The organism is Streptomyces sp. NRRL WC-3605 (genome assembly GCF_001509795.1).
Lineage (GTDB): Bacteria > Actinomycetota > Actinomycetes > Streptomycetales > Streptomycetaceae > Streptomyces > Streptomyces viridochromogenes.
In genome coordinates this window covers 25425-47373 of record NZ_LLZN01000052.1, presented here as the reverse complement: position 1 = coordinate 47373, position 21949 = coordinate 25425, and the positions used below count along the sequence as shown (strand labels likewise).

General features: G+C 73.7%; 18 protein-coding genes. 10 read left to right on the top strand and 8 right to left on the bottom strand.

Going from position 1 to position 21949, the window contains the following annotated elements; genetic code table 11:
- Positions 1-4 precede the first annotated feature (4 nt).
- The 4 genes from ADL34_RS15340 to ADL34_RS15325 form a co-directional block, all read right to left on the bottom strand.
- The gene (locus tag ADL34_RS15340) at positions 5-2368 is read right to left on the bottom strand and encodes a nitrate- and nitrite sensing domain-containing protein (RefSeq protein WP_062668585.1); all 2364 of its coding nucleotides are present in this window, start codon (positions 2366-2368) and stop codon (positions 5-7) included.
- A 189-nt stretch (positions 2369-2557) separates the two neighbouring features.
- Positions 2558-3553: a substrate-binding domain-containing protein gene (locus ADL34_RS15335; protein ID WP_062668584.1), complete on the bottom strand. Its 996-nt coding sequence runs from the start codon at positions 3551-3553 to the stop codon at positions 2558-2560.
- Positions 3554-3789: 236 nt separating this feature from the next.
- Positions 3790-4200, bottom strand: coding sequence for a DUF6114 domain-containing protein (locus tag ADL34_RS15330; protein WP_062668640.1), 411 nt, complete (start codon positions 4198-4200; stop codon positions 3790-3792).
- A complete protein-coding gene (locus ADL34_RS15325; RefSeq protein WP_062668583.1) occupies positions 4200-4859 on the bottom strand; it encodes a DUF6230 family protein in 660 nt (219 codons plus the stop codon). The genes ADL34_RS15330 and ADL34_RS15325 overlap by 1 nt, the downstream gene beginning before the upstream one ends.
- A 605-nt stretch (positions 4860-5464) precedes the next feature.
- Here ADL34_RS15325 and ADL34_RS15320 point away from each other — a divergent pair.
- Entirely contained in the window at positions 5465-6118 is a 654-nt protein-coding gene (locus ADL34_RS15320) for a hypothetical protein (RefSeq protein ID WP_062668582.1), read from the top strand.
- Positions 6119-6136: 18 nt separating this feature from the next.
- Here the strand turns inward: ADL34_RS15320 and ADL34_RS15315 are convergent, their stop codons facing one another.
- Positions 6137-7111 carry a lytic polysaccharide monooxygenase gene (locus tag ADL34_RS15315; RefSeq protein WP_062668639.1) on the bottom strand — a complete coding sequence of 325 codons (975 nt, stop codon included), beginning with the start codon at positions 7109-7111 and terminating at the stop codon, positions 6137-6139.
- Between the two features lie 451 nt (positions 7112-7562).
- Here ADL34_RS15315 and ADL34_RS15310 point away from each other — a divergent pair, with 451 nt between their 5' ends.
- On the top strand, positions 7563-9368 hold the full coding sequence (locus ADL34_RS15310; RefSeq protein ID WP_062668581.1) for a S8 family peptidase: 1806 nt from the start codon (positions 7563-7565) through the stop codon (positions 9366-9368).
- Positions 9369-9487: 119 nt separating this feature from the next.
- On the opposite strand, the gene ADL34_RS15305 is transcribed toward ADL34_RS15310, so the two are convergent.
- A complete protein-coding gene (locus ADL34_RS15305; RefSeq protein WP_079034188.1) occupies positions 9488-10225 on the bottom strand; it encodes a ScbR family autoregulator-binding transcription factor in 738 nt (245 codons plus the stop codon).
- A 191-nt stretch (positions 10226-10416) separates the two neighbouring features.
- On the opposite strand from ADL34_RS15305, the gene ADL34_RS15300 reads away from it, so the two are divergent.
- The 4 genes from ADL34_RS15300 (at position 10417) to cyc2 (ending at position 15680) form a co-directional block, all read left to right on the top strand.
- Positions 10417-11358 carry a ScbA/BarX family gamma-butyrolactone biosynthesis protein gene (locus tag ADL34_RS15300; protein ID WP_062668580.1) on the top strand — a complete coding sequence of 314 codons (942 nt, stop codon included), beginning with the start codon at positions 10417-10419 and terminating at the stop codon, positions 11356-11358.
- Between the two features lie 74 nt (positions 11359-11432).
- Positions 11433-12080 (top strand): ScbR family autoregulator-binding transcription factor, encoded by a 648-nt coding sequence (locus ADL34_RS15295; RefSeq protein WP_062668579.1) that lies wholly within the window; start codon positions 11433-11435, stop codon positions 12078-12080.
- A gap of 22 nt (positions 12081-12102) precedes the next feature.
- Entirely contained in the window at positions 12103-13290 is a 1188-nt protein-coding gene (locus tag ADL34_RS15290; RefSeq protein ID WP_107115647.1) for a damage-control phosphatase ARMT1 family protein, read from the top strand.
- 227 nt (positions 13291-13517) lie between these two features.
- Positions 13518-15680 (top strand): germacradienol/geosmin synthase Cyc2, encoded by a 2163-nt coding sequence (gene cyc2 / locus ADL34_RS15285; protein WP_062668578.1) that lies wholly within the window; start codon positions 13518-13520, stop codon positions 15678-15680.
- Positions 15681-15727: 47 nt separating this feature from the next.
- On the opposite strand, the gene ADL34_RS15280 is transcribed toward cyc2, so the two are convergent.
- Complete coding sequence (locus tag ADL34_RS15280; RefSeq protein WP_179199337.1) at positions 15728-16207, bottom strand: nucleoside deaminase; 480 nt, start codon at positions 16205-16207, stop codon at positions 15728-15730.
- Between the two features lie 99 nt (positions 16208-16306).
- Between ADL34_RS15280 and ADL34_RS15275 the strand changes: the two genes are divergently transcribed.
- The 3 genes from ADL34_RS15275 (at position 16307) to ADL34_RS15265 (ending at position 19300) form a co-directional block, all read left to right on the top strand.
- Complete coding sequence (locus ADL34_RS15275) at positions 16307-16879, top strand: PDZ domain-containing protein (protein WP_062668576.1); 573 nt, start codon at positions 16307-16309, stop codon at positions 16877-16879.
- Positions 16880-17188: 309 nt separating this feature from the next.
- Complete coding sequence (locus ADL34_RS15270) at positions 17189-18316, top strand: aminopeptidase P family protein (protein ID WP_062668638.1); 1128 nt, start codon at positions 17189-17191, stop codon at positions 18314-18316.
- A 60-nt stretch (positions 18317-18376) separates the two neighbouring features.
- Positions 18377-19300, top strand: a complete 924-nt coding sequence (locus tag ADL34_RS15265) for an aminoglycoside phosphotransferase family protein (RefSeq protein WP_062668575.1) — start codon at positions 18377-18379, stop codon at positions 19298-19300.
- Between the two features lie 59 nt (positions 19301-19359).
- Here ADL34_RS15265 and treZ read toward each other — a convergent pair whose 3' ends face one another.
- Positions 19360-21105, bottom strand: a complete 1746-nt coding sequence (gene treZ / locus ADL34_RS15260; protein WP_062668574.1) for a malto-oligosyltrehalose trehalohydrolase — start codon at positions 21103-21105, stop codon at positions 19360-19362.
- A gap of 182 nt (positions 21106-21287) precedes the next feature.
- On the opposite strand from treZ, the gene ADL34_RS15255 reads away from it, so the two are divergent.
- Positions 21288-21839: a DUF1707 and FHA domain-containing protein gene (locus ADL34_RS15255; RefSeq protein WP_062668573.1), complete on the top strand. Its 552-nt coding sequence runs from the start codon at positions 21288-21290 to the stop codon at positions 21837-21839.
- Positions 21840-21949 lie beyond the last annotated feature (110 nt).

The following is a 21949-nucleotide window of genomic DNA, read 5'->3' as shown; positions in this document are numbered from 1 at the left end:
TCCTTCATGAGCGGTCGGACGGGCTGGCGGGCGTGGGGGACGTGGGGGAAGTGCGGGCGCCGGACGGGGCGGGGGCGCGGTCCGGCGGGTCGGCGGGGTGGTCGTCGTCGGCGGGTTCGGAGCCTTCCTCGGCGCGGGCCCGCAGGGTGCCGCGCTGGAAACCGCCGAGGGAGGAGGCGGCCCGCTCGGCCGTGAAGTCGTCGTCCCCGCAGTCCTCCCCGCCGGCGGGCGGGGCCTCGTCGCGCGGGCCCGCGGGGGGAGCGGCCCGCCGCACCCGGCGCGGCAGGGGCGTCAGCTCCTCCTCCGGGTCCGGCCGGCGGGCGGCGGGCACCTCGGGGTGCTCCTCCTGGCCGAGGACGTCCGCGCCGGGGACCTGCGTGCCGTGGCCCTCCTCGACGGGGCCCTCGTCCTTGTCGGGGCCCTCGTCCTTGTCGTCCGGCACGTCCGTCACCACGACCTCGTGCGGGACGAGCACGATCGCCGTGGTGCCGCCGTACGGCGAGGGGCGCAGGGTGACCGTGATCCCGTGCCGCCGGGCGAGCCGCGCGATCACGAACATGCCGAGCCGCAGATCGTCGGCGAGCGCCACCACGTCGAACTTCGGCGCCTCGGCCAACTGGCCGTTGAACGCGGTGTAGTCCTCCTCGGACAGGCCGAGCCCCCGGTCCTCGACCTCCACGGCCAGCCCCTTGGCGACCATGGCGGCCCGCACCGCGACCGGCGCGGGCGCCGGCGAGTACAGCGTCGCGTTCTCGATCAGCTCGGCCAGCAGATGGATGAGGTCGGCGACCGCGGGCGGCGCGACGTGCACCTCCTCCTCGGTGTGCACCTGGACCCGCCGGTACTCGGCGACCTCGCCGACGGCGCTGCGCAGGATGTCGATCAGGGCGACCGGCTCGCTCCAGCTGCGGCCGGGCCGCTCGCCGCTGATGATCACGAGGTTCTCCTGGTACCGGCGCAGCTGGCTGGCCGTGGAGTCCAGGGCGTACAGCCCCTTGAGCACATCGGGGTCCTCGTGCGCGCGCTCCAGCGCGTCCAGTTCGGTCAGCTGCAGATTGACCAGGTTCTGGCTCTGCCGGGCGATGCCCAGGATGACCTTCTGGAACCCCCGCCGGGTGTCCGCGAGTTCGACGGCGGTGTGCACGGCGGTGCGCTGTGCGGTGTTGAACGCCTGCGCCACCTCGCCGAGTTCGTCGCGGCCGTAGTCCAGCGGCGGCGTCGCCAGCTCCACGTCGACCTTCTCGCCCCGCTCCAGCCGGGCCACCACGTCGGGCAGCCGCTCCTCGGCGAGCGCGAGGGTGGCCTCCCGCAGGCCGCGCAGCCGCCGCGACAGCGAGCGGGTGATCCGCCAGGACACCGCGAGGCACAGCAGCACCGCCACCAGACCGCCCGCGCTGAGCAGCGCGGCGGTGAGCAGCAGCCCGCGCGCGTCGTCCGCGCTGCGGTCCAGCAGGGCGGACGTCTGCCCGCGGATGAGATCCGTGTACGCGTCGGAGACCTGGAGCAGCGCGGTCCGCCACTCCTTCTGCACCCGCGGGATCACGACCTCGCCGCCGTCCTCCGTGGGGCGGGCGGCGAGCACCCGGTCCTCGATGGACTCCAGGGTGCGCCACTGCGGGCCGCGCAGGATCCGCTCGGTCCGCTCCTTCGCGTCGCCGGTCAGCGACGGGAGGATCTGGTCGACGACGAGCCAGCGCCGGGTGCCGACCAGCTTCCCGAACTCCGTCCACGTCGTGGCGTCCATCCGCCCCGAGGGACCCGCGAGGGTCAGCAGCGCGTCCTCCTGGGACATCAGCTCCGCCGCGTGCTCCAGCGAGACCAGCGGCGCGGCCTGCGAGGTCAGCTCGCCGTCGTCGACCTGGGACAGCTCCCGGAAGACATGGATCTGGTCGTCGATGATCGACGTGTACTGGCCGAGCGCCTGCGCGGGTGTGATGTCGGTGGGGTGGTCCACCTGGCCCCGGTAGTACTCCAGGCTGCCCGCCGACCCGACGACCGAGTACAGCTGGTCCTTGATCCGTGCGGGGGCCCGCTTGATGTCGTCCGACCGGTCGAGGAGTTCGGCGACGGCCTCGTCCGTACGGGCACGCTGGTCGTCGAGCGCGTCACGGGCCGCCTTCTGCCGCGAGGCCAGCCACACCGCCGAGTAGCTGCGCTCCCGTTGGAGGGCGAGGGTGGCCTCGGTGCCCATGGCCCCGGTCGACTCGCTCAGCCGGGTCTGCGCCCGCAGCCGCATCCCCTCGGAGAACATCTGGACCGTGGTCACACTCCACACGGCGGCGAGCGTCACCCCGGGCACCAGGGCCAGCAGGAGCAGGGAGAGGCGGATGGAGCCGAGGCGGCGCCGGGGACCTGTCCGTGGAGACATCGTCGTCCTTGGGCGTTCAGCGTTGGGTGGAGGCGGGCAGCGCGGGGGTGGGTGGGCCGTACGGGGACCGGCGCCGGGGGTGACGGCGCGGCCGGTACGGCGCGGGGGGTGCGCAGGATGCTATCCGCACATGTGACCGTCCGTGTCACGCGTGACGAAACTTTGGCACCACCGCGCGAAGTGTCCGGTTCACCGGGTCCCGGCGCCGGCGAACCGGGCGACCGCGGCCACGTTCTTCCTGGTGACGAAGGCCGGACCGGTGAGCACCGGTTTCTCCCCGCCGCCGAGGGTGTTGCCGTTGGCCCGGTACAGCCACAGCGCGTCGACGGCGAGATAGCCCTGCAGATAGGGCTGCTGGTCCACGGCGAAGCGCACGTCGCCGGACCGGATCGCCGGCACGAGGTCCTCGCTGAGGTCGAAGGTCGCGACCCGCGCCCTGCTGCGGGCGTCCCGCGCCGAGCGCACCGCGGCCAGCGCGAACTGGGCTCCGTTGGCGACGACTTCGTCGATGGTCGGGTCCTGGCCGAGCCGGGCCGCGACGGCCGCGGTGACGGCGTCCAGGTCGGTTCCGTCGACGTACAGGTTCTCGCTCTCCCCGCCGAACGCCTTCTTCACGCCCGCGCAGCGGGCCTCCAGGGACACGTTGCCGCGCTCGTGGACGACGCACAGGGCGTGCCGCGCCCCCAGCTCGTCCAGCCGGTCGCCGACGGCCCGGCCCGCGACGCTCTCGTCCTGGCCGAAGAAGCCGAACAGGCCGGCCGAACGCCAGGTGTCGATGCCGGAGTTGAGGCCGACGACCGGGATTCCGGCCGCCCGCGCCTCGGCGACGGCCCGGCCCATCGCCCCCGGTTTCGCCAGGGTCACCGCGATGCCGTCGACCCGCTGCCGGACCACGTCCCGCATCAGGGCGGCCTGTCCGGCCGGGTCGGCGTCACTGGCGTACGTCAGCGCGACGCCGTCCTTCGCGGCGGCCGCCTCGGCGCCCCTGCGCACCAGGTCCCAGAAGGCGTCGCCCTCCCCGCCGTGGGTGATCAGGGCGATCCTCGGCCCGGCGGGCCCGCCCGCCGCGACCGTGGTGTCATCGTCGCCGGTCCCGCCGCCGGAGCACCCGGCCAGGACCAGACAGACGGTGGCCGTCCATATCGCGACCCGACGGGAGGCGGACGACGGGCGTGGGGTGTTCATGGTGGTGCGGCACCTCGCTGTGCGGCCGAGCAGGAGGAACGGACGGGAGCACGACCGGCGTCGCACGGCTCGGGTCCGCCGGCCCGCTGAACTCCCGCTCGGGCGGAGCCAATCGCGTGCGGCCACCGGTAGTCAAGTGCGTCACCACACGGGGTGAGCCGCCGCCGCCACATCGTGATGAACCGCCCGTGCGGGCACGCCCGGACCCGCGGCCCTCCCGGCGTGCCCGCGTGCGCTCAGCCCGCCTCCACGGGGGCGCGCCGGCGTTCCCGCCGGCTCCCGCGCGGCTCCTGGTCCGGCAGCCAGCCGAACACCAGGCAGCTGCCGACCACCCCGAGAAGCAGCCCGACCAGGAACCCGCCGAGGTTGGAGGTGAGCCAGGTCCCCAGGGAGACCAGGACCCCGGTGATCGAGTAGAAGAGCCTCTGTGCGGGGTTGAACAGGGTCAGCAGACCCAGCAGCACCATCAGCACGGGCAGCAGGTACCCGGCCAGCCCCTGCATGCCGATGTGCAGGACGACCTTCAGCGAGGCCTTCATGGTGAGCAGGATCCAGGCCCCGCCGAACGCCAGCAGCAGCCCGCCCCAGAAGGGCCGGCCATACCGCCACCGGCGGAAGGCGGCCCGCTTGCCCGCGGCCCCGTCCATCAGCACCCCGAGCCGCTGAACCGCAGCTTCAGTCCGGGCAGCTTGAACACACCCGCGGTGGTGGCGTAGTTGGTCTGCCGCAGGTTCGCGATCCGCACCGTGTCGGCCTGCTGGCTGAAGACGCCGATGGGACCCTTCACCCCGGCCTTGGTCAGGGTGCTCGCGTCGTTGCCGATCTCGATGTTGTTGAACGCGGCGTCGCCGGACAGCTCCGTGGAGTCGGTGGTCAGATCGCTGGCGGTCACCTTCTCGGCGCCGCTGCCCGCGGTGATGAGCAGGTTCGTGCCGCCGAGGTCGACGCTCTGGCAGAGCTTGGTGAGGGTGGCGTTCTTGATGGCGGAGGTGACGATCAGGACCTGGCCGCCGGTGTCGCCCTCGTTGGGGCTGCCCGGGGCCATCTCGTCGAGACCGCCGAACTGCTCGAAGCCGGTGCCGTTCAGCTCCGTCGCCGTGACCGTGAACGGCATGCCGGAGATGGCGAACTGCACACCCAGCGCCCCCTCGGCGGTGAGCACCGCGAGGCCGGCGGCGACCAGGGTGGCGGGCACCGCCATCACGGCGGCCCGGCGGGCCCGGACGCGCCCGCGGCGCACGGAACCGCTTTCCGGCTGCTCGGGGGTGTCACCGGAGGACGAGGTGACGTCGGAGGACGAGGCCATGACTGCTCCCAGGTGCGAAGGACACGGGTAGGGCATCAGCGGCACGTTGTCCTGGCGCGGACAGCGCCCGCGGCGCACGTCTCCTCGCGTCTCCCGGCGGATGCAAGGGCTTTCACGTACTCCGCAGTAGCCAAAGCGGGAAGTTACCGGTGGTTACACCCGAGGGTCAAGGCAGTTGTGGAAAAACGGTGTCGATGCTGTGCCACCGGTGCCCGGCGGGCCGCCCGCGACCTCGCGAGGCATCCGCCGGCGCAACAACTCCCGTACAAATGCTTGACGCTGACGGTCACTCAGGTCTACAACTTCCGCAGGTTCCCCCTGGATCCGTGGCGCCGGATCCCCGTCGCGTGGCCCTTGCCCGCGCTCCCGGAACGCATCTCCTTCACACGCACTCCGCTTCCGCGAGGTCTTCCCCGCGCACCGTCACGGGTCGCTCCCCCCCCTCGACCCGTGCCGGGCCGCCGCCTGTCCCCGACGTACGGAGAAGGCGCCAGGGGCATGCGGCGGCGCACCAGCACCCCCCACGGCCCCCCACAGGGCTCCCCGACTCCCCGGGCGACCTGAACCGCCCGGGGCTCCCCCTACGAAAGTCGAGGTACACCCGCATGCGCACCCGCACCCTCACGACCCTGGCCGGCGCCGTCGCCGCGCTCACCCTCCCGTTCGCCGTCCCCGCCTCCGCCGTCGACGGCGCCGTGCTCACCGTCGGGTCCCCCGACGGCGCGGCGGTCGCCGCCGGTGACGTCCTCACCGCCCCGCTGGCCGCCGGCAGCAACGCGACCTTCTACTCCAGCGCCACCGGTACCAGCGGCCTGACCTGCACGTCGTCCCAGTTCATCGCCGCCGTGACCGACAACCCGGCCGCGCCCGGCACCGCCACGGAGTCGGTCACCGCGCACACCTTCGACGCCGCCAGCTGTTCCACGAACGTGGTGGGCGTCCTCGGCGTCACCAGCATCACGGTCAACAACCTGCCGTACGACTCCACCGTCGCCTCGGACGGCACGGTCACCGTCACGCCGCCCGCGGGCTCCACCGTGCGCACCACCGTCGTGCTGCGCACCCTGCTGGGCAGCGTCAACTGCGTCTACCAGGCGCCGGGGCTGACGGGCACCGCGAGCAACGACGACCACACGATCACCTTCAACCGCCAGCAGTTCAGCAAGGTCTCCGGCTCGTCGCTGTGCTTCGCCAACGGCTACTTCACCGCCAAGTACGCCCCCGTGAACGCCGACGGCGAAGTGGTCTACGTCAACTAGGCTCCAGCAGACCGCAGTTCACCTGCGGCGCAGACGCAGGGCCAGTGCGGCGCCGCCGGTGAGCAGCAGCACCGCGGCGGCGCCGCCCGCGACCAGCGGCGCCGAGGCCCCCGAACCGGACGTGCCGGTGGACGCCACCGGTGTACCGGCGGGGGCCTCGGCGGCGCGCGGGGCGCCCGAGGCGGCCTTCCCGGCGGCCCCGGCGGCCCCGGTGGCGGAGGCCGTGGGCGAGGCCGAGGAGGTTGCCCTCTTCGTGGGCTTCGCGCTGCCCGGGGCGCGCTGCGTGCTCCGCCCCGACCCCGCGCCGCCCGTCGCCGTGCCCGCGCCGCCACCGCCTCCCGCCGCGGCCGGGAACACCACGTCGGAGCACGAGTAGTAGGTGTCCGGCGTACTGGTGTTGCGCCACACCGTGTACAGCACATGGCGGCCCGAGCGGTCGGAGGGCAGCTTCGCCGTGATCCGGTACGCCCCGTTCGTCAGTGCCGGGTCCTTGATCGAGGCGAACGGGCGGTCCGGCAGATCCGACCAGGTCAGCGGTCGCGACGGGTCGTAGCCGGCCTTGGTGAGGTAGAGCTGGAACGTGCCGGTGTGCGGGATCGTCGAGGAGTACCGCATCGTCAGGGTGGCGCCGGGGGTCAGCCGGGTCGACGGCCAGTCGGACCGCGCGAGGTCGAGGCCCCGGTAGGCGGGCAGCCCTCCGCTGCACAGTCCGCCGTCGGGCACGACCTGCCGGTCCCGTCCGTTCACGTTCGCGATCCGCAGGTTGTCCCAGGCCGTGAAGGGTGCCCCGTTGGCCGCGACGGCCGCCCGGCACGCCGCCGACCGGGCGGCGGCACCGCCCTCGGGAGAGCAGGCGTACACCCGGCTCACCGGATCGGTCGGCGCCCCGTGCGCCTGAGCGGGCCCCGCCGCCCACACCGTGAGCAGCGGCGGCACGGCGACGGCGGCCGCGAGAGCGGCGCGATGCGAACTGATCCAGGGCATCCGGGACATCCGGAACGACTCCTCGGCCGACGGCAACGGTCCTTGTGCAGTACGGGAATCCGGCCCGGCGTGTTCAGCGCCCGACGAGCCGGGGCAAAGCCCGCCATTACCGGTCGGGTACCGGACATCGAGGGTGGGTTTCCGGCCTGGTCGAGGGTTTCCCCTGTATTCCGATGACCTTCTCTTTGCCTATCGTTCGACCACAGCTGGCCCACAGGTCACCCCGCAGGGGCCCAGCTCGCGCCAGGCCGGCCGCCGCGCCCCGCACGTCGCACCGCCCCCACCGCACGTCGCACCACCCCCACCCACTCACGCCTTCGACGCGTCCCCCAAGCCACGCCTTCGACGTGTCCCCCCCCCAGCCACGCCTTCCTGCGTACCCCCCGCCGCTTCGACGACGAAGCGATTCGACCGCCGCTCCGCGCTGCCCGGAGTACGGCCGGCCACGAAAGGCACTCCCTTGCGCACCTCTGCGTCCCTCAGACGGAAGCTGATATCCGTCGCCGCGGTCTCCGCGACCCTCCTCACGGCCGCCACCACCGTCGCCGCCGCCCAGGAACCCGCACCCCACGCCCCCACCGCCGTCCCCACGGCCCGGACCGAGGCCGCACCCGGTACCCCGGCCGAGCGTCTGATCGTCGGCTACAAGTCCGGTGCCGCCGAGGCCACGTCGAACAAGGCCGCCCGGGCCGACGCCGCCGCCAAGGGCGACACGGCGGGCGAGAGCCTCGACTTCGAGCGCCGCCTCGGCTCCGGCGCCGCCCTCGTCGGCCTCGGCGGCGACGCCACCACGAAGGACGTCGCCGACGTCGTCTCCGCGTACCGGGCCGACCCCCAGGTCGCCTACGTCGTACCGGACCGGCTGAACAAGCCGCAGGCCACGCCGAACGACACCGAGTACGCCAAGCAGTGGGACCTGTTCGAGACGACCGCGGGCATGCGGGTGCCGGGCGCCTGGGACGTCGCCACCGGCACCGGCGTGACCGTGGCCGTCATCGACACCGGCTACGTCGCGCACTCCGACCTCGCGGCGAACATCGTGCCCGGCTACGACTTCATCTCCGACGCCACGGTCGCCAACGACGGCAACGGCCGGGACAGCGACCCGTCCGACCCGGGCGACTGGACCGCCGCCGACGAGTGCCAGTCCGGCGACCCGGCGTACGGCTCCTCCTGGCACGGCACCCACGTCGCCGGCACGATCGCCGCCGTCACCGGCAACGGCAAGGGCGTCGCTGGCATCGCGCACGGCGCCAAGGTCTCCCCGCTGCGCGTCCTCGGCAAGTGCGGCGGCTACGACTCCGACATCATCGACGCGATCACCTGGGCGTCCGGCGGCACGGTCTCCGGTGTCCCGGCCAACACGAACGTCGCCAAGGTCATCAACATGAGCCTGGGCGGCGGCGGTTCCTGCACCACCGCGACGCAGAGCGCGATCAACGCCGCCGTCGGCCGCGGCACCACGGTCGTCGTCGCCGCGGGCAACAGCAACGCCAACGCCTCGAACTACTCGCCGGCCTCCTGCGCCAACGTCGTCAGCGTGGCCGCCACCGACCGGCAGGGCAACCGCTCCTACTACTCCAACTACGGCACGGTCGTCGACGTCGCCGCACCCGGCGGCGAGACCGACTCGGTGACCTCGAACGGCATCCTGTCCACGCTGAACTCCGGCACCAAGGGCCCGTCCACCGAGAACTACGCCTACTACCAGGGCACCAGCATGGCCGCCCCGCACATCGCGGGCCTCGCCGCCCTGATGAAGTCGGCGAACGCGTCGTTGACCCCGGCGCAGATCGAGTCCGCGATCAAGGCCAACGCCCGCACGCTGCCCGGCACCTGCTCCGGCGGCTGCGGCGCCGGTCTCGCGGACGCGGCGAAGACGGTGCAGGCGGTGAGCGGCTCCGGCGGCTCCACGGGGGGCACCACCTTCACCAGCACCACCGCGCTGTCCATCCCGGACGCCGGTTCCGCGGTCGAGTCCCCGATCACGGTGTCCGGCCGCGGCGGCAACGCCCCCTCGGCCCTGCGGGTCGCCGTGGACATCACCCACACCTACCGCGGCGACCTGGTCGTCGACCTGGTCGCCCCGGACGGTTCGACGTACCGCCTGAAGTCCTCTAGCGGCTCGGACTCCGCGGACGACGTCAAGGCGACCTACACGGTGAACGCGTCCACCGAGACCGCCGACGGCACCTGGAAGCTGCGGGTCCGTGACACGGCCGCGCAGGACACGGGCCGGCTCAACGGCTGGAGCCTGACCTTCTGAGCCGACGGTGACCGGACGTCCCCCCGAGGGACGCCATGAGCGGGCGGGCCGGCCGATGCGGATGGGGCATCGGCCGGCCCGCCGTCCTTTTCACCGCCGGGCGCCCCGCCCGGAAACCGTCACTCCGGTCCGATGCGATCACGGTCCGTGTCAGGCGTGCCCACGCCGGAGGCCGGCGCCTCCGGCGCCTCCGGCGCGTCCGTCGCGTCAGTCGCGTCCGTCGCGTCGAGGGCGGCGAGCACCCGCAGTCCGCGGTCCGGCTCCCGGTCGATACCGGTGAGGAGGCCCGGCACCGCGATGCCCGGCAGCAGATGTCCCCACAACTGCGAGATGCGCTCCGCCAGATCCTCCCGGCCGGTCAGCGCCCGGGACATCAGCTGGATGCCGGCGAACGAGCCGACCAGCAGCTCCACCGTCTGCCTCGGCCGCACGGTGGGCAGCAACTCACCCTGCGCCAGCGCCTGTTCCAGTACGACGACCAGCAGGTCCGCCCACTGCCGGAACGCCCCGGAGTGGTCGACTCCGGACGGCGCGCTCTGGTCCACGGCGAGCCGCACGCTCCCCTTGAGCAGCGCGTTGTGCCGCAGCCGCTGCCCGAACACGAAGGTCATGTCGACGACTTCCTGCAGCTTGCAGGGCTGCGGGGGCACCGTCCCGAACGCGATCTGCTCGTCCAGCACGGCCTGCGCGAGCGACTCCTTGGAGGGGAAGTGGAAGTACAGGGCGCCCTTGGTCACCGCGGCGCGGTCCAGGACCATCGAGATGGTCGTGGCGGCGTACCCGTGCTCGTCGAAGACCGCCCCGGCCGCCTCCAGGATCACCTGCCGCGTTCTGATGGCGCGCTCCTGCCTCGCCATAACAGCCCCTTCATCACCGCGAGTCGGCCTGTGCGCCCCGCGTGCGCCGGAGCGGTGGGGCACGGACGAGCGACCCGCGGCCGCATTGAAAACAAACCGGTCGCCTCGTACTCTAACGCTCGCGGCACGGGCACCTCGCCGCCTGTTCAGCGCACCGTACGGGCACACACAGGGGGACCCAAGGAGGGGACATGCCACCTTCGCGGCCACTCGCCACGACCCCGCTCGCCGGACTCCCCACGGCGCCCGACGGAATGACGGCCACGGTACCCCGGCAGCTCGTCCACCGGGCTTCCGTAGCCGAAACGTTTCTCACGGGGGCGGTCGCGACCGGTGCCGACTCCTTCGACGTCTTCGCCGAGTGGCCGCGCACCCACCAGCTGCTGGTCTCGCCCGACCGGTCGGCCTACCAGCCGCTGCTCGTCGCGGAGACCGTCCGCCAGGCCGGCACCCTGCTCGCCCACACCGCCTACGACGTCCCGCTCGGACACCACTTCGTGCTGCGCGAGTTGGGCATCGGCATCCGGCCCGACCTCCTCACCGTCGGCCCCGCGCCCGCCGAACCCCTCCTGCGCGTCACCGTCACCGACGTCACACTCCGCGGCGGCCGGCCCGCCGGATTCCGCTACGCGGCCGACGTGCTGCTCGGCTCCACGAGCGTGGCGACCGCACGGGTGGCGGCGACCTGGACGAGCGAGGCCGTCTACCGGCGGCTGCGCGGCGGCCGTTCCGCCGCCACCGTGCCCGTCCTCCCCCTCCCGCCGGGCCTGCCGCCCGACGCCGTGGGCCGCGCCTCGGCCGCCGACGTCGTCCTGGCCCCGGCCACCGCTCCAGGCCGCCGGCAGCTGCGCGTCGATACCGGGCATGCTGTTTTCTTCGATCATCCCCTCGACCACGTCCCCGGGATGCTCCTGCTGGAGGCCGCCTGTCAGGTCCTCGCCGCCGACCCCGTGAGCGGCGGACGGACCCCGGTCTCCTTCTCCTGCCTCTTCCACCGGTACGCCGAACTCGACCTGCCCGTCTGGATGGAGCGGACCGAGGCGGCGGGTCCGGACGGCGACGGCGTCCGTGTCACGGCCCGTCAGAAAGATGCCACGGTATTCGAGTGTGGGGTGGGGACGGAGGGGCGCTGAGATATCGTGTGCAGGGAGTAAGAAACAAACGGCATGTCCCGTTCTTTTCCGCCCCCTTCAGGAGTGTCCCCCCGATGGCGAGGCAGCTACGCGCCGAACAGACCCGCACCACGATCCTCACAGCCGCCGCCGAACTGTTCGACCGTCATGGCTATGAATGCACCAGTCTGAGCGACATCGTCGAACAGGCCCAGGTCACCAAGGGGGCCCTGTACTTCCACTTCGCGGCGAAGGAGGATCTCGCCCAGGCCATCATGGAACTCCAGTCGCGGGCGTCCCGGCAGGTCGCCGCCGAGATGGAGGGCCGCGGCTACTCCTCCCTCGAGGCCCTGATACGCACGACGTTCGGCATCACCCGCCTGTCCGTCGAGGGCCCCATCCCGCGCGCCGGGCTGCGCCTGGCCACCGGGGGAGTGCTGATCCGCCCGCCCCTGCGGCACCCGTTCACCGAGCTGCTGGACATCACCACCCGCCGGCTCGTGTGCGCCGCCCAGGAGTCCGACCTGCACCCGGACGTCGACGCCGAGGCCGCCGCGCACGCCCTGGTCTGCTTCTTCGTCGGTACCCGCGTAGTCGGCCGCTCCACGGAGAGCGTCGCCCGCCAGCCCCGCCGCGTGGCCGAGATGTGGCACCTGATGATCCGGGGACTGGTCCCGGTGCCCCGCCGCGCCCGCTACCTCACCCTCGCGACACAGCTGGAACGGGAGATCAGAGCCGTCTGACCCGGGCGGTACGGTGAGGCGCATGCCCGCACGGTCCGACGCCCCGCTCCCGCCCGTCCTCCTCGCCGACGAGCCGGGCTCCTTCCCGCACGGCGTCCTCGCCGAACGGCACCCCGCGATCATCCGCCAGGTCCGGGACGCCCTCCCCTACGGCCCCGAGCAGCGCCGCGCCCTGGACGCACTGCTCGCGAACTGCCTCGACGGCGTGATCGAACCGCTCCCCGCCGGCGCCCACGACCGGGACCGCTGGACGGCCTGGGGCGCGGACACCCACACCGGCCGGTCGTGGTTCGACGTGCCCTGGCTGTGGTCCGAGAGCTGGTTCTACCGCCGTCTCCTCGACGCCGTCGGCTACTTCACCCCCGGCCCCTGGCAGGGCATCGACCCGTTCCGCCCGTCCAAGACGGCCGAACTCGACTCGCCCGAGACCGGCGAGGAACTGGCCGCCCTCGACGCCCTCGCCGACCGGCCCCCGGCCGAACAGGACCGCGCGCTGCTGCACGGCTCACTCTGGGGCAACCGCGCCGACCTCAGCTTCCGGCTGGGGGCCGCGGGCGACCCGTCCGACTCCGGCACCCCGCCCCTGGTGGCAGACGACAGCGATGTCCTCTGGTCGCTGCTGCCGCCCTCCGGCACCGCCACCGTCTGCCTGATCGCCGACAACGCCGGCCGCGAACTCGTCCCCGACCTGCTGCTCATCGCCCGGCTCCTCACCGAGGGTCGAGCCGCCCGGGTCCTGCTGCACGTCAAGCCGCAGCCGTACTACGTCTCCGACGCCACGCACGCCGACGTCCTCGACGCCCTGCGCCGGCTCGTCACCGCGCCGGGTGCCGCCGCCGGGCACGGGCGCGTCCTGTGGGAGGCGCTGGGCGACGGCCGGCTGACCGTGCGCGCCCACCCCTTCTCCTGCGCCCCGCTGCCGTACGCGGACATGCCCGCCGACCTCCGCGGGGAACTGGCCTCGGCGACCCTCACCCTCCTCAAGGGCGACCTCAACTACCGCCGTCTCGTGGGGGACCGGCGGTGGCCGCCCACCACGCCCTTCGCCGAGGTCACCGCCCACTTCCCCGGCCCGGTCGCGGCCCTGCGGACGCTGAAGTCGGAGGTGGTCACCGGTCTGGACGCCGGTACGGAGGCCGCGCTGGTGACCGCCGAGGGGCAGAAGTGGCGGACGGCCGGGACGCACGCCCTGATCCAGGTGCGGGCCTGACGGAAGCGGTCGACCTGACGGGACGCGCTTGACCTGACGCAGGCAGCCGGGCAGCCGGGCAGCCGGGCGGCCGGTCCGGCGGACGGTGGGCCCGCCGCGCGCCCGTGGCCGCCCCCGGGCGCCACAACACCCGCCCGGGACGCCCGCTTTCGCCCCCGTTTCACGCGATGGTGTGATCATGTGCGGCCCGGAGGATGCCCGCCGAACGCCCTGGGTAGGGCCGGGCCATGACGCAGCAGCCCTTCGAACTCCCGCACTTCTACATGCCGTATCCCGCGCGGCTCAATCCGCACGTCGACGAGGCCCGCGCCCACTCGACGGCGTGGGCGCGCGAGATGGGCATGCTGGAGGGCTCCGGGATCTGGGAGCAGTCCGACCTCGACGCGCACGACTACGGCCTGCTCTGCGCCTACACCCACCCCGAGTGCGACGGACCCGCGCTGTCCCTCATCACGGACTGGTACGTGTGGGTCTTCTTCTTCGACGACCACTTCCTGGACATGTACAAGCGCACCCAGGACCGCGCCGCCGGCAAGGCCCACCTCGACCGGCTCGCCCTCTTCATGCCGATGGACCCGGCCACCCCCATGCCCGAGCCGGAGAACCCCGTGGAGGCCGGACTCGCCGACCTGTGGACGCGGACCGTCCCGGCGATGTCCGCGAACTGGCGCCGCCGCTTCGCCGTCGCCACCGAGCACCTGCTCAACGAGTCCATGTGGGAGCTGTCCAACATCAACGAGGGGCGAATCGCCAACCCCGTCGAGTACATCGAGATGCGCCGCAAGGTGGGAGGCGCCCCCTGGTCCGCCGGTCTGGTGGAGTACGCGCGGGCCGAGGTGCCCGCCGCCGTCGCCGACTCCCGGCCGATGCGGGTGCTGATGGAGACGTTCTCCGATGCCGTGCACCTGCGCAACGACCTCTTCTCCTACCAGCGCGAGGTCGAGGACGAGGGCGAACTCAGCAACGGCGTCCTGGTCCTGGAGACCTTCTTCGGCTGCACCACCCAGGAGGCAGCCGACATGGTCAACGACGTCCTCACCTCACGGCTCCACCAGTTCGAGCACACCGCCCTCACCGAGGTGCCCGCGGTCGCCCTGGAGAAAGGGCTCACCCCCGACGAGGTCGCCGCCGTCGCCGCCTACACCCTGGGCCTGCAGGACTGGCAGTCCGGCGGCCACGAATGGCACATGCGCTCCAGCCGGTACATGAACGCGCGCGCCCGCACCACCCGGCCCTGGCACGGACTCACCGGCCCCGGCACGTCCGCCGCCGACGTCGGCGCCCTGCTCGCCTCGGCCGGGGCGGAACGGGCGCGCGCCCACACCCACGTGCCGTACCAGCGGGTCGGACCGTCCGTGATCCCCGACTTCCACATGCCCTACCAGGTGGAACTGTGCCCGCATCTGCCGGGCGCCCGGCAGCGGCTCGTGGAGTGGTCGCACCGCATGGGCATCCTCCAGGAGGGCGTCTGGGACGAGGACCGGCTCGCCGCCGCCGACCTCGCCCTGTGCTCGGCGGGCCTGGACCCCGACGCCACCGAGGAGGCCCTCGACCTCAGCGCCCACTGGCTGGCCTGGGGCACCTACGGCGACGACTACTACCCCCTCGTCTTCGGCAACCGCCGCGATCTGGCCGCCGCCAGGCTCACCACCGAGCGCCTGGCCGCCTGCATGCCCGTCGACGGCGGTGACGTTCCGCTGGTCCCGTCCAACGCGATGGAGCGCGCGCTGATCGACCTGTGGACCCGTACGACGGCGGAGATGACGCCCGAGCAGCGCCGCACCTTCAGGAACGCGGTCAACTCGATGACCGAGAGCTGGCTGTGGGAGCTGCACAACCAGCTCCTGCACCGCGTCCCGGACCCCGTCGACTACCTGGAGATGCGCCGGTCCACCTTCGGCTCCGACCTCACCATGGCGATGTGCCGCATGGGCCACGGCCCCGCGGTGCCCCCGGAGGTGTACCGCAGCGGCCCGGTGCGGTCCCTGGAGAACGCCGCCATGGACTACGCCTGCCTGCTCAACGACGTCTTCTCGTACCAGAAGGAGATCCAGTACGAGGGCGAGGTCCACAACGCCATCCTGGTCGTGCAGAACTTCTTCGGCTGCGACTACCCGGCCGCGCTCACCGTGGTGCAGGACCTGATGAACCAGCGGATGCAGCAGTTCGAGCATGTCATCGCGCACGAACTGCCGGTCGTGTACGACGACTTCCAGCTCTCCGAGGAGGCACGGGACGCCATGGCGACCTATGTGACCGACCTGCAGAACTGGATGGCGGGCATCCTCAACTGGCATCGCAGCGTGGACCGTTACAAGGCCGACTACCTGGCCCGGCGCGCCCACGGCTTTCTGCCGGACCGGCCGCCCGCCGTGCCCGCCCTCGGCTGACCCGGACGCCCCCGCCCTGTCGCGATCAGGACGGGGGCCGTCCCGTCTCAGTACTCCTCGCGGTGGGGTGCGGCCCGCCACGCGTCGAACGGCTCCGTACGGCCCGGCAGGTCCAGCCGCTCCAGCGACAGCGGCCAGGGCACACCGTCCCGCGGGGCGAACAGCTCGTGCAGCGCCGCGTCGTCGAAGCCGGCCGCCGCGGCGTCGTGCCGGTCGGCGCAGTACACGACCCGGTCCAGGCGCGCCCACAGGGCCGCGGTCAGGCACATCGGGCACGGCTCGCACGACACGATCAGCGCACAGCCCTCCAGCGAGGCCCTGCCCAGCACCGCGCACGCGGCCCGCACCGCGCACACCTCGGCGTGCGCGGTGGGGTCGAGGCCGGCGGTGACGCGGTTGGTGCCCGTGGCGACCACCTCGCCGTCCCGGACGACCAGGGCGCCGAACGGGCCACCGCCCTCGGCCACGCTCTCCGTGGCCAGCGCGACGGCCCGCCGCGTCCACTCATGCTCGGCTCGCGTCGGCACGGTCACTCCTCGGGGTGGGGGGGGACGGCGGTCAGTCTCACTCGATCGTGGCTCGTCGTGCGCCGGTGCGCAGGGTAGTCACCTGCCGGAGGCGATCCGATGGAACAGACTGCGTTGCGACCCAAGCCCATGCCTGGTCAGGGGCCCACCGACAAGGACCGGGCGGACGGGGGCGCCCGGCGCCCGCACGCCGCGCCCCGCCGGCGCGGGCGGCGCCTGGCGAACCTCGCCGTCGCGGTCCTCGCGGCCCTGGTCCTCGTCCTGGCGGGCGTCGGGCTCGGCACCGTCGGCAGCACGGTGATCGGCATGAGGGAACTCGCCGCGCTCCAGAGCCGGAGCGCCCCCGGCCCCAGCGCGACGCGGCCCGCCGTCCCGGCACCGGCCACCACGTCCCCCGCGCCGGCCACCGGCGCGACGCTCGGGCTGGAGGCCGTCGACGCACGCGGGCCGGGTGCCCTGGTCGTCGCCGTCCATGTCCCCGGCCCCGGCTACACGGCGGGTCTCGTGCGCGGAGACGTCGTCCTCGCGCTCGGCCGGTCCCGCGTCGACGACGCGGCGTCCCTGGCGCGAGCGGTCTCCCGCGCCCGCCCCGGCCGCGGGATCACCCTGACGGTCCGCCACAGCAACGGCACCCGCCAGCACCTGACGGCCGTCCCGGGCATCACGACATGACCACCCGCACGGCGCATCACCCCGGCAGCGGCGCTCGCGAGCCGGGGCGAGGTCCGCACCCCGGCCCGCGAGGCACCCAGCACCCGGTCCCGGCGCGGTGCCCCCGGACCACGGGGGCACCGACCGTCCCGAGCCGCCGCCGGACGCGCATTCACCGGCGCCCAGCCGCCCGGACCGCACGCTCCGGCCGTCCCCGCCCACCGGCCCCGGCGGAACCGGTCGCCGAGGTTCCCGTGACCGGCTCGCGTGGCGTGTCCCGGGCGGGCAGGATGCTGCCCGTACTCCTTTCACGTGACCTGGGAGGCCCGGATGAGCGGCACCGCGCCCGCGCCCTTCACCGCCGACGACTACCGGGCCCGGATGGAGCGTGCCGTCGGGGCCGCCGCGAGCGCCGGGCTCGCCGGGCTCCTGGTGGCGCCCGGACCGGACATGGTGTGGCTCACCGGGTACTCCCCGCCCGCCGACACCGAGCGGCTCACCCTGCTGGTCCTCACCGCGGACCACGGGCCCGTCCTCGTCGTGCCCGCCCTGGAGGCCCCGGACGCGGCGAAGGCCACCGGTGCGCCCGTGACGACCCTGCGCGACTGGACCGACGGCCAGGACCCCTACGCGGCCACCGCCGCCCTCCTGGACGCGAGCGGCCGGTTCGGCATCAGCGACAACGCCTGGGCGATGCATCTGCTCGCCCTCCAGCGGGCCCTGCCCGGCACCTCGTACGCCTCCCTCACCGACGCGCTGCCGATGCTGCGGGCCGTCAAGGACGCGGCGGAGCTGGAGCTGCTGGCCGCCGCGGGCGCCGCCGCGGACGCGGCCTTCGAGGAGATCCGCGCGGTGCCCTTCGGCGGGCGCCGGGAGTCCGAGGTGGCGGCCGACCTCGCGGAGCTGCTGCGGCGCTTCGGGCACTCCCAGGTCGACTTCACCATCGTCGCCTCCGGCCCGAACGGCGCCGACCCGCACCACGAGGCCGGCGACCGGACGATCGAGCGGGGCGACATGGTCGTCCTCGACTTCGGCGGCCTGAGGGACGGCTACGGCTCCGACACGTCCCGCACGGTCCACGTCGGACCGCCCACCGACGAGGAGCGCCGCGTCCACGACCTCGTGCGCGCCGCCCAGGAGGCCGGGTACCGGGCCGTCCGGCCGGGCGCGGCCTGCCAGGACGTCGACCGGGCCGCCCGCGCCGTCATCGACGAGGCCGGCTACGGGCCGTACTTCATCCACCGCACCGGTCACGGCATCGGCGTCACCACGCACGAGCCGCCGTACATGATCGAGGGCGAGGAACAGCCCCTGGTGCCCGGCATGTGCTTCTCCGTCGAGCCGGGCGTCTACCTGCCCGGCCGCTTCGGCGTGCGCATCGAGGACATCGTCACCGTCACCGAGGACGGCGCCCGGCGCCTCAACGACACCACCCGGGAGCTGGTGATCGTCGACTGACCGGTGACCCGCCCCGGAGCAAGGAGCCCCCGTCCACCCCCGAGCGACAACGGCGCGCCCATGACCCAGGCACCGACACCCACCGCGGACACCGTCCGCCGACTGGTCCGTTCCCTGATCGAGGACCGCGCCGGCGGCGCGGCCGGCCCCGAGATCCGGCCCGCGTCCCCGGGCGCCGACCCCACCACCTGGCTGGTCGGCACCCGCCATGTGCTGCGGCTCGCCCTCGACCGGGAGGCCGCCGTCCGCCAGCGCCGCGAACTGCGGCTGCGCGAGCTGGTCCGCCCGCACGTGCCCGTCGCCGTGCCGACCAGCGTCGCCCACGGCGAGTGGGCGCCCGGCCTGACCTACAGCCTCGACACCCGGATGCCCGGCGCCCCGGGCACCGAGAACAAGGTGTCCGCGCTCGGCGAGGCCGACCTGTCCGGGCTGCTCACCGGCCTGCACCAGATCTCCGTACGGCAGGCCGAGACGCTCGGCGTGCCGCGCGCCGCCCCGCGCTCGCTGGAGGCCCTGCGCCGCACCGCCGAGGGCGCCACGGACCGGCTGGCCGCCGCCGACGAGTTCGACGCCGAGCGCCTGCGGCAGCTGACGCGGCCCGCTGCCGTGCAGCTCGGGGCGCAGCCGAGTGCCGCCGTCCTCGTCCACCACGCGCTCACCGGCGACCACCTCGTCGTCAGCGCCGACGGCAGGGTGCGCGGCGTCCTCGGCTGGGACGGCACCGTCGTGGGCGATCCCGCCGAGGACATCGCGGGGCTCGCGCTCGCCGTGGGCTCACCGGCCGCCGTCCGCGCCGCCACCCTCGCGGGGTACGGCGCCCGCCCCTGCCTGCGCGGCCTCTGGCTGGCCCGCTGCGACGCGATCGTGCGTCTGGCGGCCCGCCTGGACGGGCAGGGCACGACCCCCCTGCCCGTGCTGCGCACCTGGCTGCGCAACGCCTGGGAGGCGATCCTGCTGGAGCGGGTCACGGACGGCGAGCCCTAGCCCTGAGACCGGGAGCCCTGAGACCCCGAGCCCTGGGATCTCATGGCCCTGAGATCCGGTCAGGACTGGAGCAGGACCACCCCCGACTCGCCCGGCACCTGCAGCACCCCGTCCGCCCCAGGCGCTTCCACCGGCTCCCACGCGGCGAGGACCTCCGCCTTGCGCGGGCCCAGCGGGATCGCCGCCGGGCGGTCGGAGAGGTTCACGGCCACCCGGACGTCCCCGCGCCGGAAGGCGAGCCAGCGGGCCTGCTCGTCGTAGGCGACCTTGGTGTCGGCGAGGTCGGGGTCGGTGAGGTCGGGCTGTTCGTGGCGCAGGGCGATCAGGCGCCGGTACCAGGCGAGCACGCGCGCGTGCGGCTCGCGGCCGGGCTCGGACCAGTCCAGGCAGGAGCGCTCCCGGGTCGCCGGGTCCTGCGGGTCCGGCACGTCTTCCTCGGCCCAGCCGTGCGCGGCGAACTCCCGCCGCCTGCCCCGCCGTACGGCCTCGGCCAGCTCGGGGTCGGTGTGGTCGGTGAAGAACTGCCAGGGCGTGCCCGCCGCCCACTCCTCGCCCTGGAACAGCATCGGCGTGAACGGCGCCGTCAGCGTCAGCGTGGCCGCGCAGGCCAGCAGCCCGGGGGAGAGCAGGGCGGCGAGCCGGTCGCCCTGGGCGCGGTTGCCGACCTGGTCGTGGGTCTGGCTGTAACCGAGCAGCCGGTGCCCGCCCACCCGCGTACGGTCCAGCGGGCGTCCGTGGCCGCGGCCCCGGAAGCTGGACCAGGTGCCGTCGTGGAAGTAGCCGCCGGTCAGGGTCTTGGCCACGGCGGCGAGGGGCGCCCGCGCGAAGTCGGCGTAGTAGCCCTGGGACTCGCCGGTCAGAGCCGTGTGCAGGGCGTGGTGGAAGTCGTCGTTCCACTGGGCGTGCAGGCCGAGCCCGCCGTTCTCGCGCGCGGTGATCAGCCGCGGGTCGTTCAGGTCGGTCTCCGCGATCAGCGACAGCGGACGGCCCAGCTCGGCGGCGAGCGCGTCGACGGCCGTCGACAGCTCCTCCAGGAAGTGGCACGCGCGCGTGTCCACCAGCGCGTGCACCGCGTCCAGCCGCAGTCCGTCGAGCCGGTAGTCCCGCAGCCAGGCCAGCGCGCTGCCGACGAGGAAGGCGCGCACCTCGTCCGAGCCGGGTGCGTCCAGGTTGACGGCGGCGCCCCAGGGCGTCTGGTGCCGGTCGGTCAGATACGGCCCGAAGGCGGGCAGGTAGTTGCCGGAGGGGCCGAAGTGGTTGTGGACCACGTCCAGGACCACGCCGAGCCCCAGCGCGTGCGCCCGGTCGACGAAGCGTTTCAGCGCCTCGGGGCCGCCGTACGGCTCGTGCACCGCCCACAGCGAGACCCCCTCGTACCCCCAGCCGTGCCGGCCGGGGAAGGGCGTCAGCGGCATCAACTCGACGTGTGTCACGCCCAGTTCCGCGAGGTGCCCGAGCCGGTCCGCGGCGGCGTCCAGGGTGCCCTCGCGCGTGTACGTGCCCACGTGCAGCTCGTACAGGACCGCGCCGGGCAGCGGCCGGCCCGCCCAGTCGGCGCGCCACTCGTACCGCGCGGGGTCGACGACCGCGCTCAGCCCGTCCGGGCCGTCCGGCTGCCGGCGCGACCGCGGATCGGGCAGCACCGGCCCGTCGTCCAGCGCGAAGCCGTAGCGGCTGCCGTCCCGCGCGTCCGCCTCCCCCCGCCACCAACCCGCACGCTCCGGATCGGGCTCCAACGCGCGCGTGGCGCCGTCGCAATGGAGCGTGACCCGGTCGGCCTCTGGTGCCCACACCTCGAACTGCACGGACGGTTCCCCTTCGTCTGCTCACGGTGACATAGCCCGTCCATGGTGCTCCACCGCAGATCGATCCGCTGCGGGATCCGCCCTTTCGCGGCGGACGGCGTGCCGCGCGCCCCGCCGCCCACCCCGGCTGCCGTTTCCCCGTTTTCTGGACAGCCGGGACGCGCTGACCGACAATCGGCACCGTGACGTCGTCCTTCGAGTTCCACACGTACCCCGCGCGGCTGTCCGACGCGGAGCGCGACAAGGCGCTGAAGGTGCTCCGCGACGGCGTCGCGATGGGCCGGCTGTCGCACGACACGTTCGTCCGGCGCATGGAGCTGGCCCTCGCCGCCCGCCGCTCGGACGAACTCCTCGCGCTCACCGCGGACCTGCCTTCGCAGGGGCGGCTGTCCCGCATGGTGTTCGGCACCGTCGAGGCGGTCTCCGGCTTCACCGTGCGGCTGCGCCGCGCCTGGCAGGCCGAGCGGCTGCCCAAGCTGCTGCTGCCCCACCCCGCGACCGGGCATCCGCTGCGGATAGGCCGCGACCCCGCCAACGGGCTGCGGCTCACGCACGAGACGGTGTCCCGGGTGCACGCCGAACTGAGCCACCAGGCCGGCCTGTGGGTGCTGCGCGACCTCGGCTCCACCAACGGCACCACGGTCAACGGGCGCCGTGTCATCGGTGCCGTCGTCGTCCGGGAGGGCGACCAGATCGGCTTCGGGCGGATGGCGTTCCGCCTCGCCGCGCACTGACGGGAGACCGGTCGTGGCCCCGGCCGGGTGACCCAAGTCGCTTTGTCTGTAGCGGTGTTGACGTACACCGCAAGTCGTGACTGACTGTGCGTACACCATGCACACCAGGT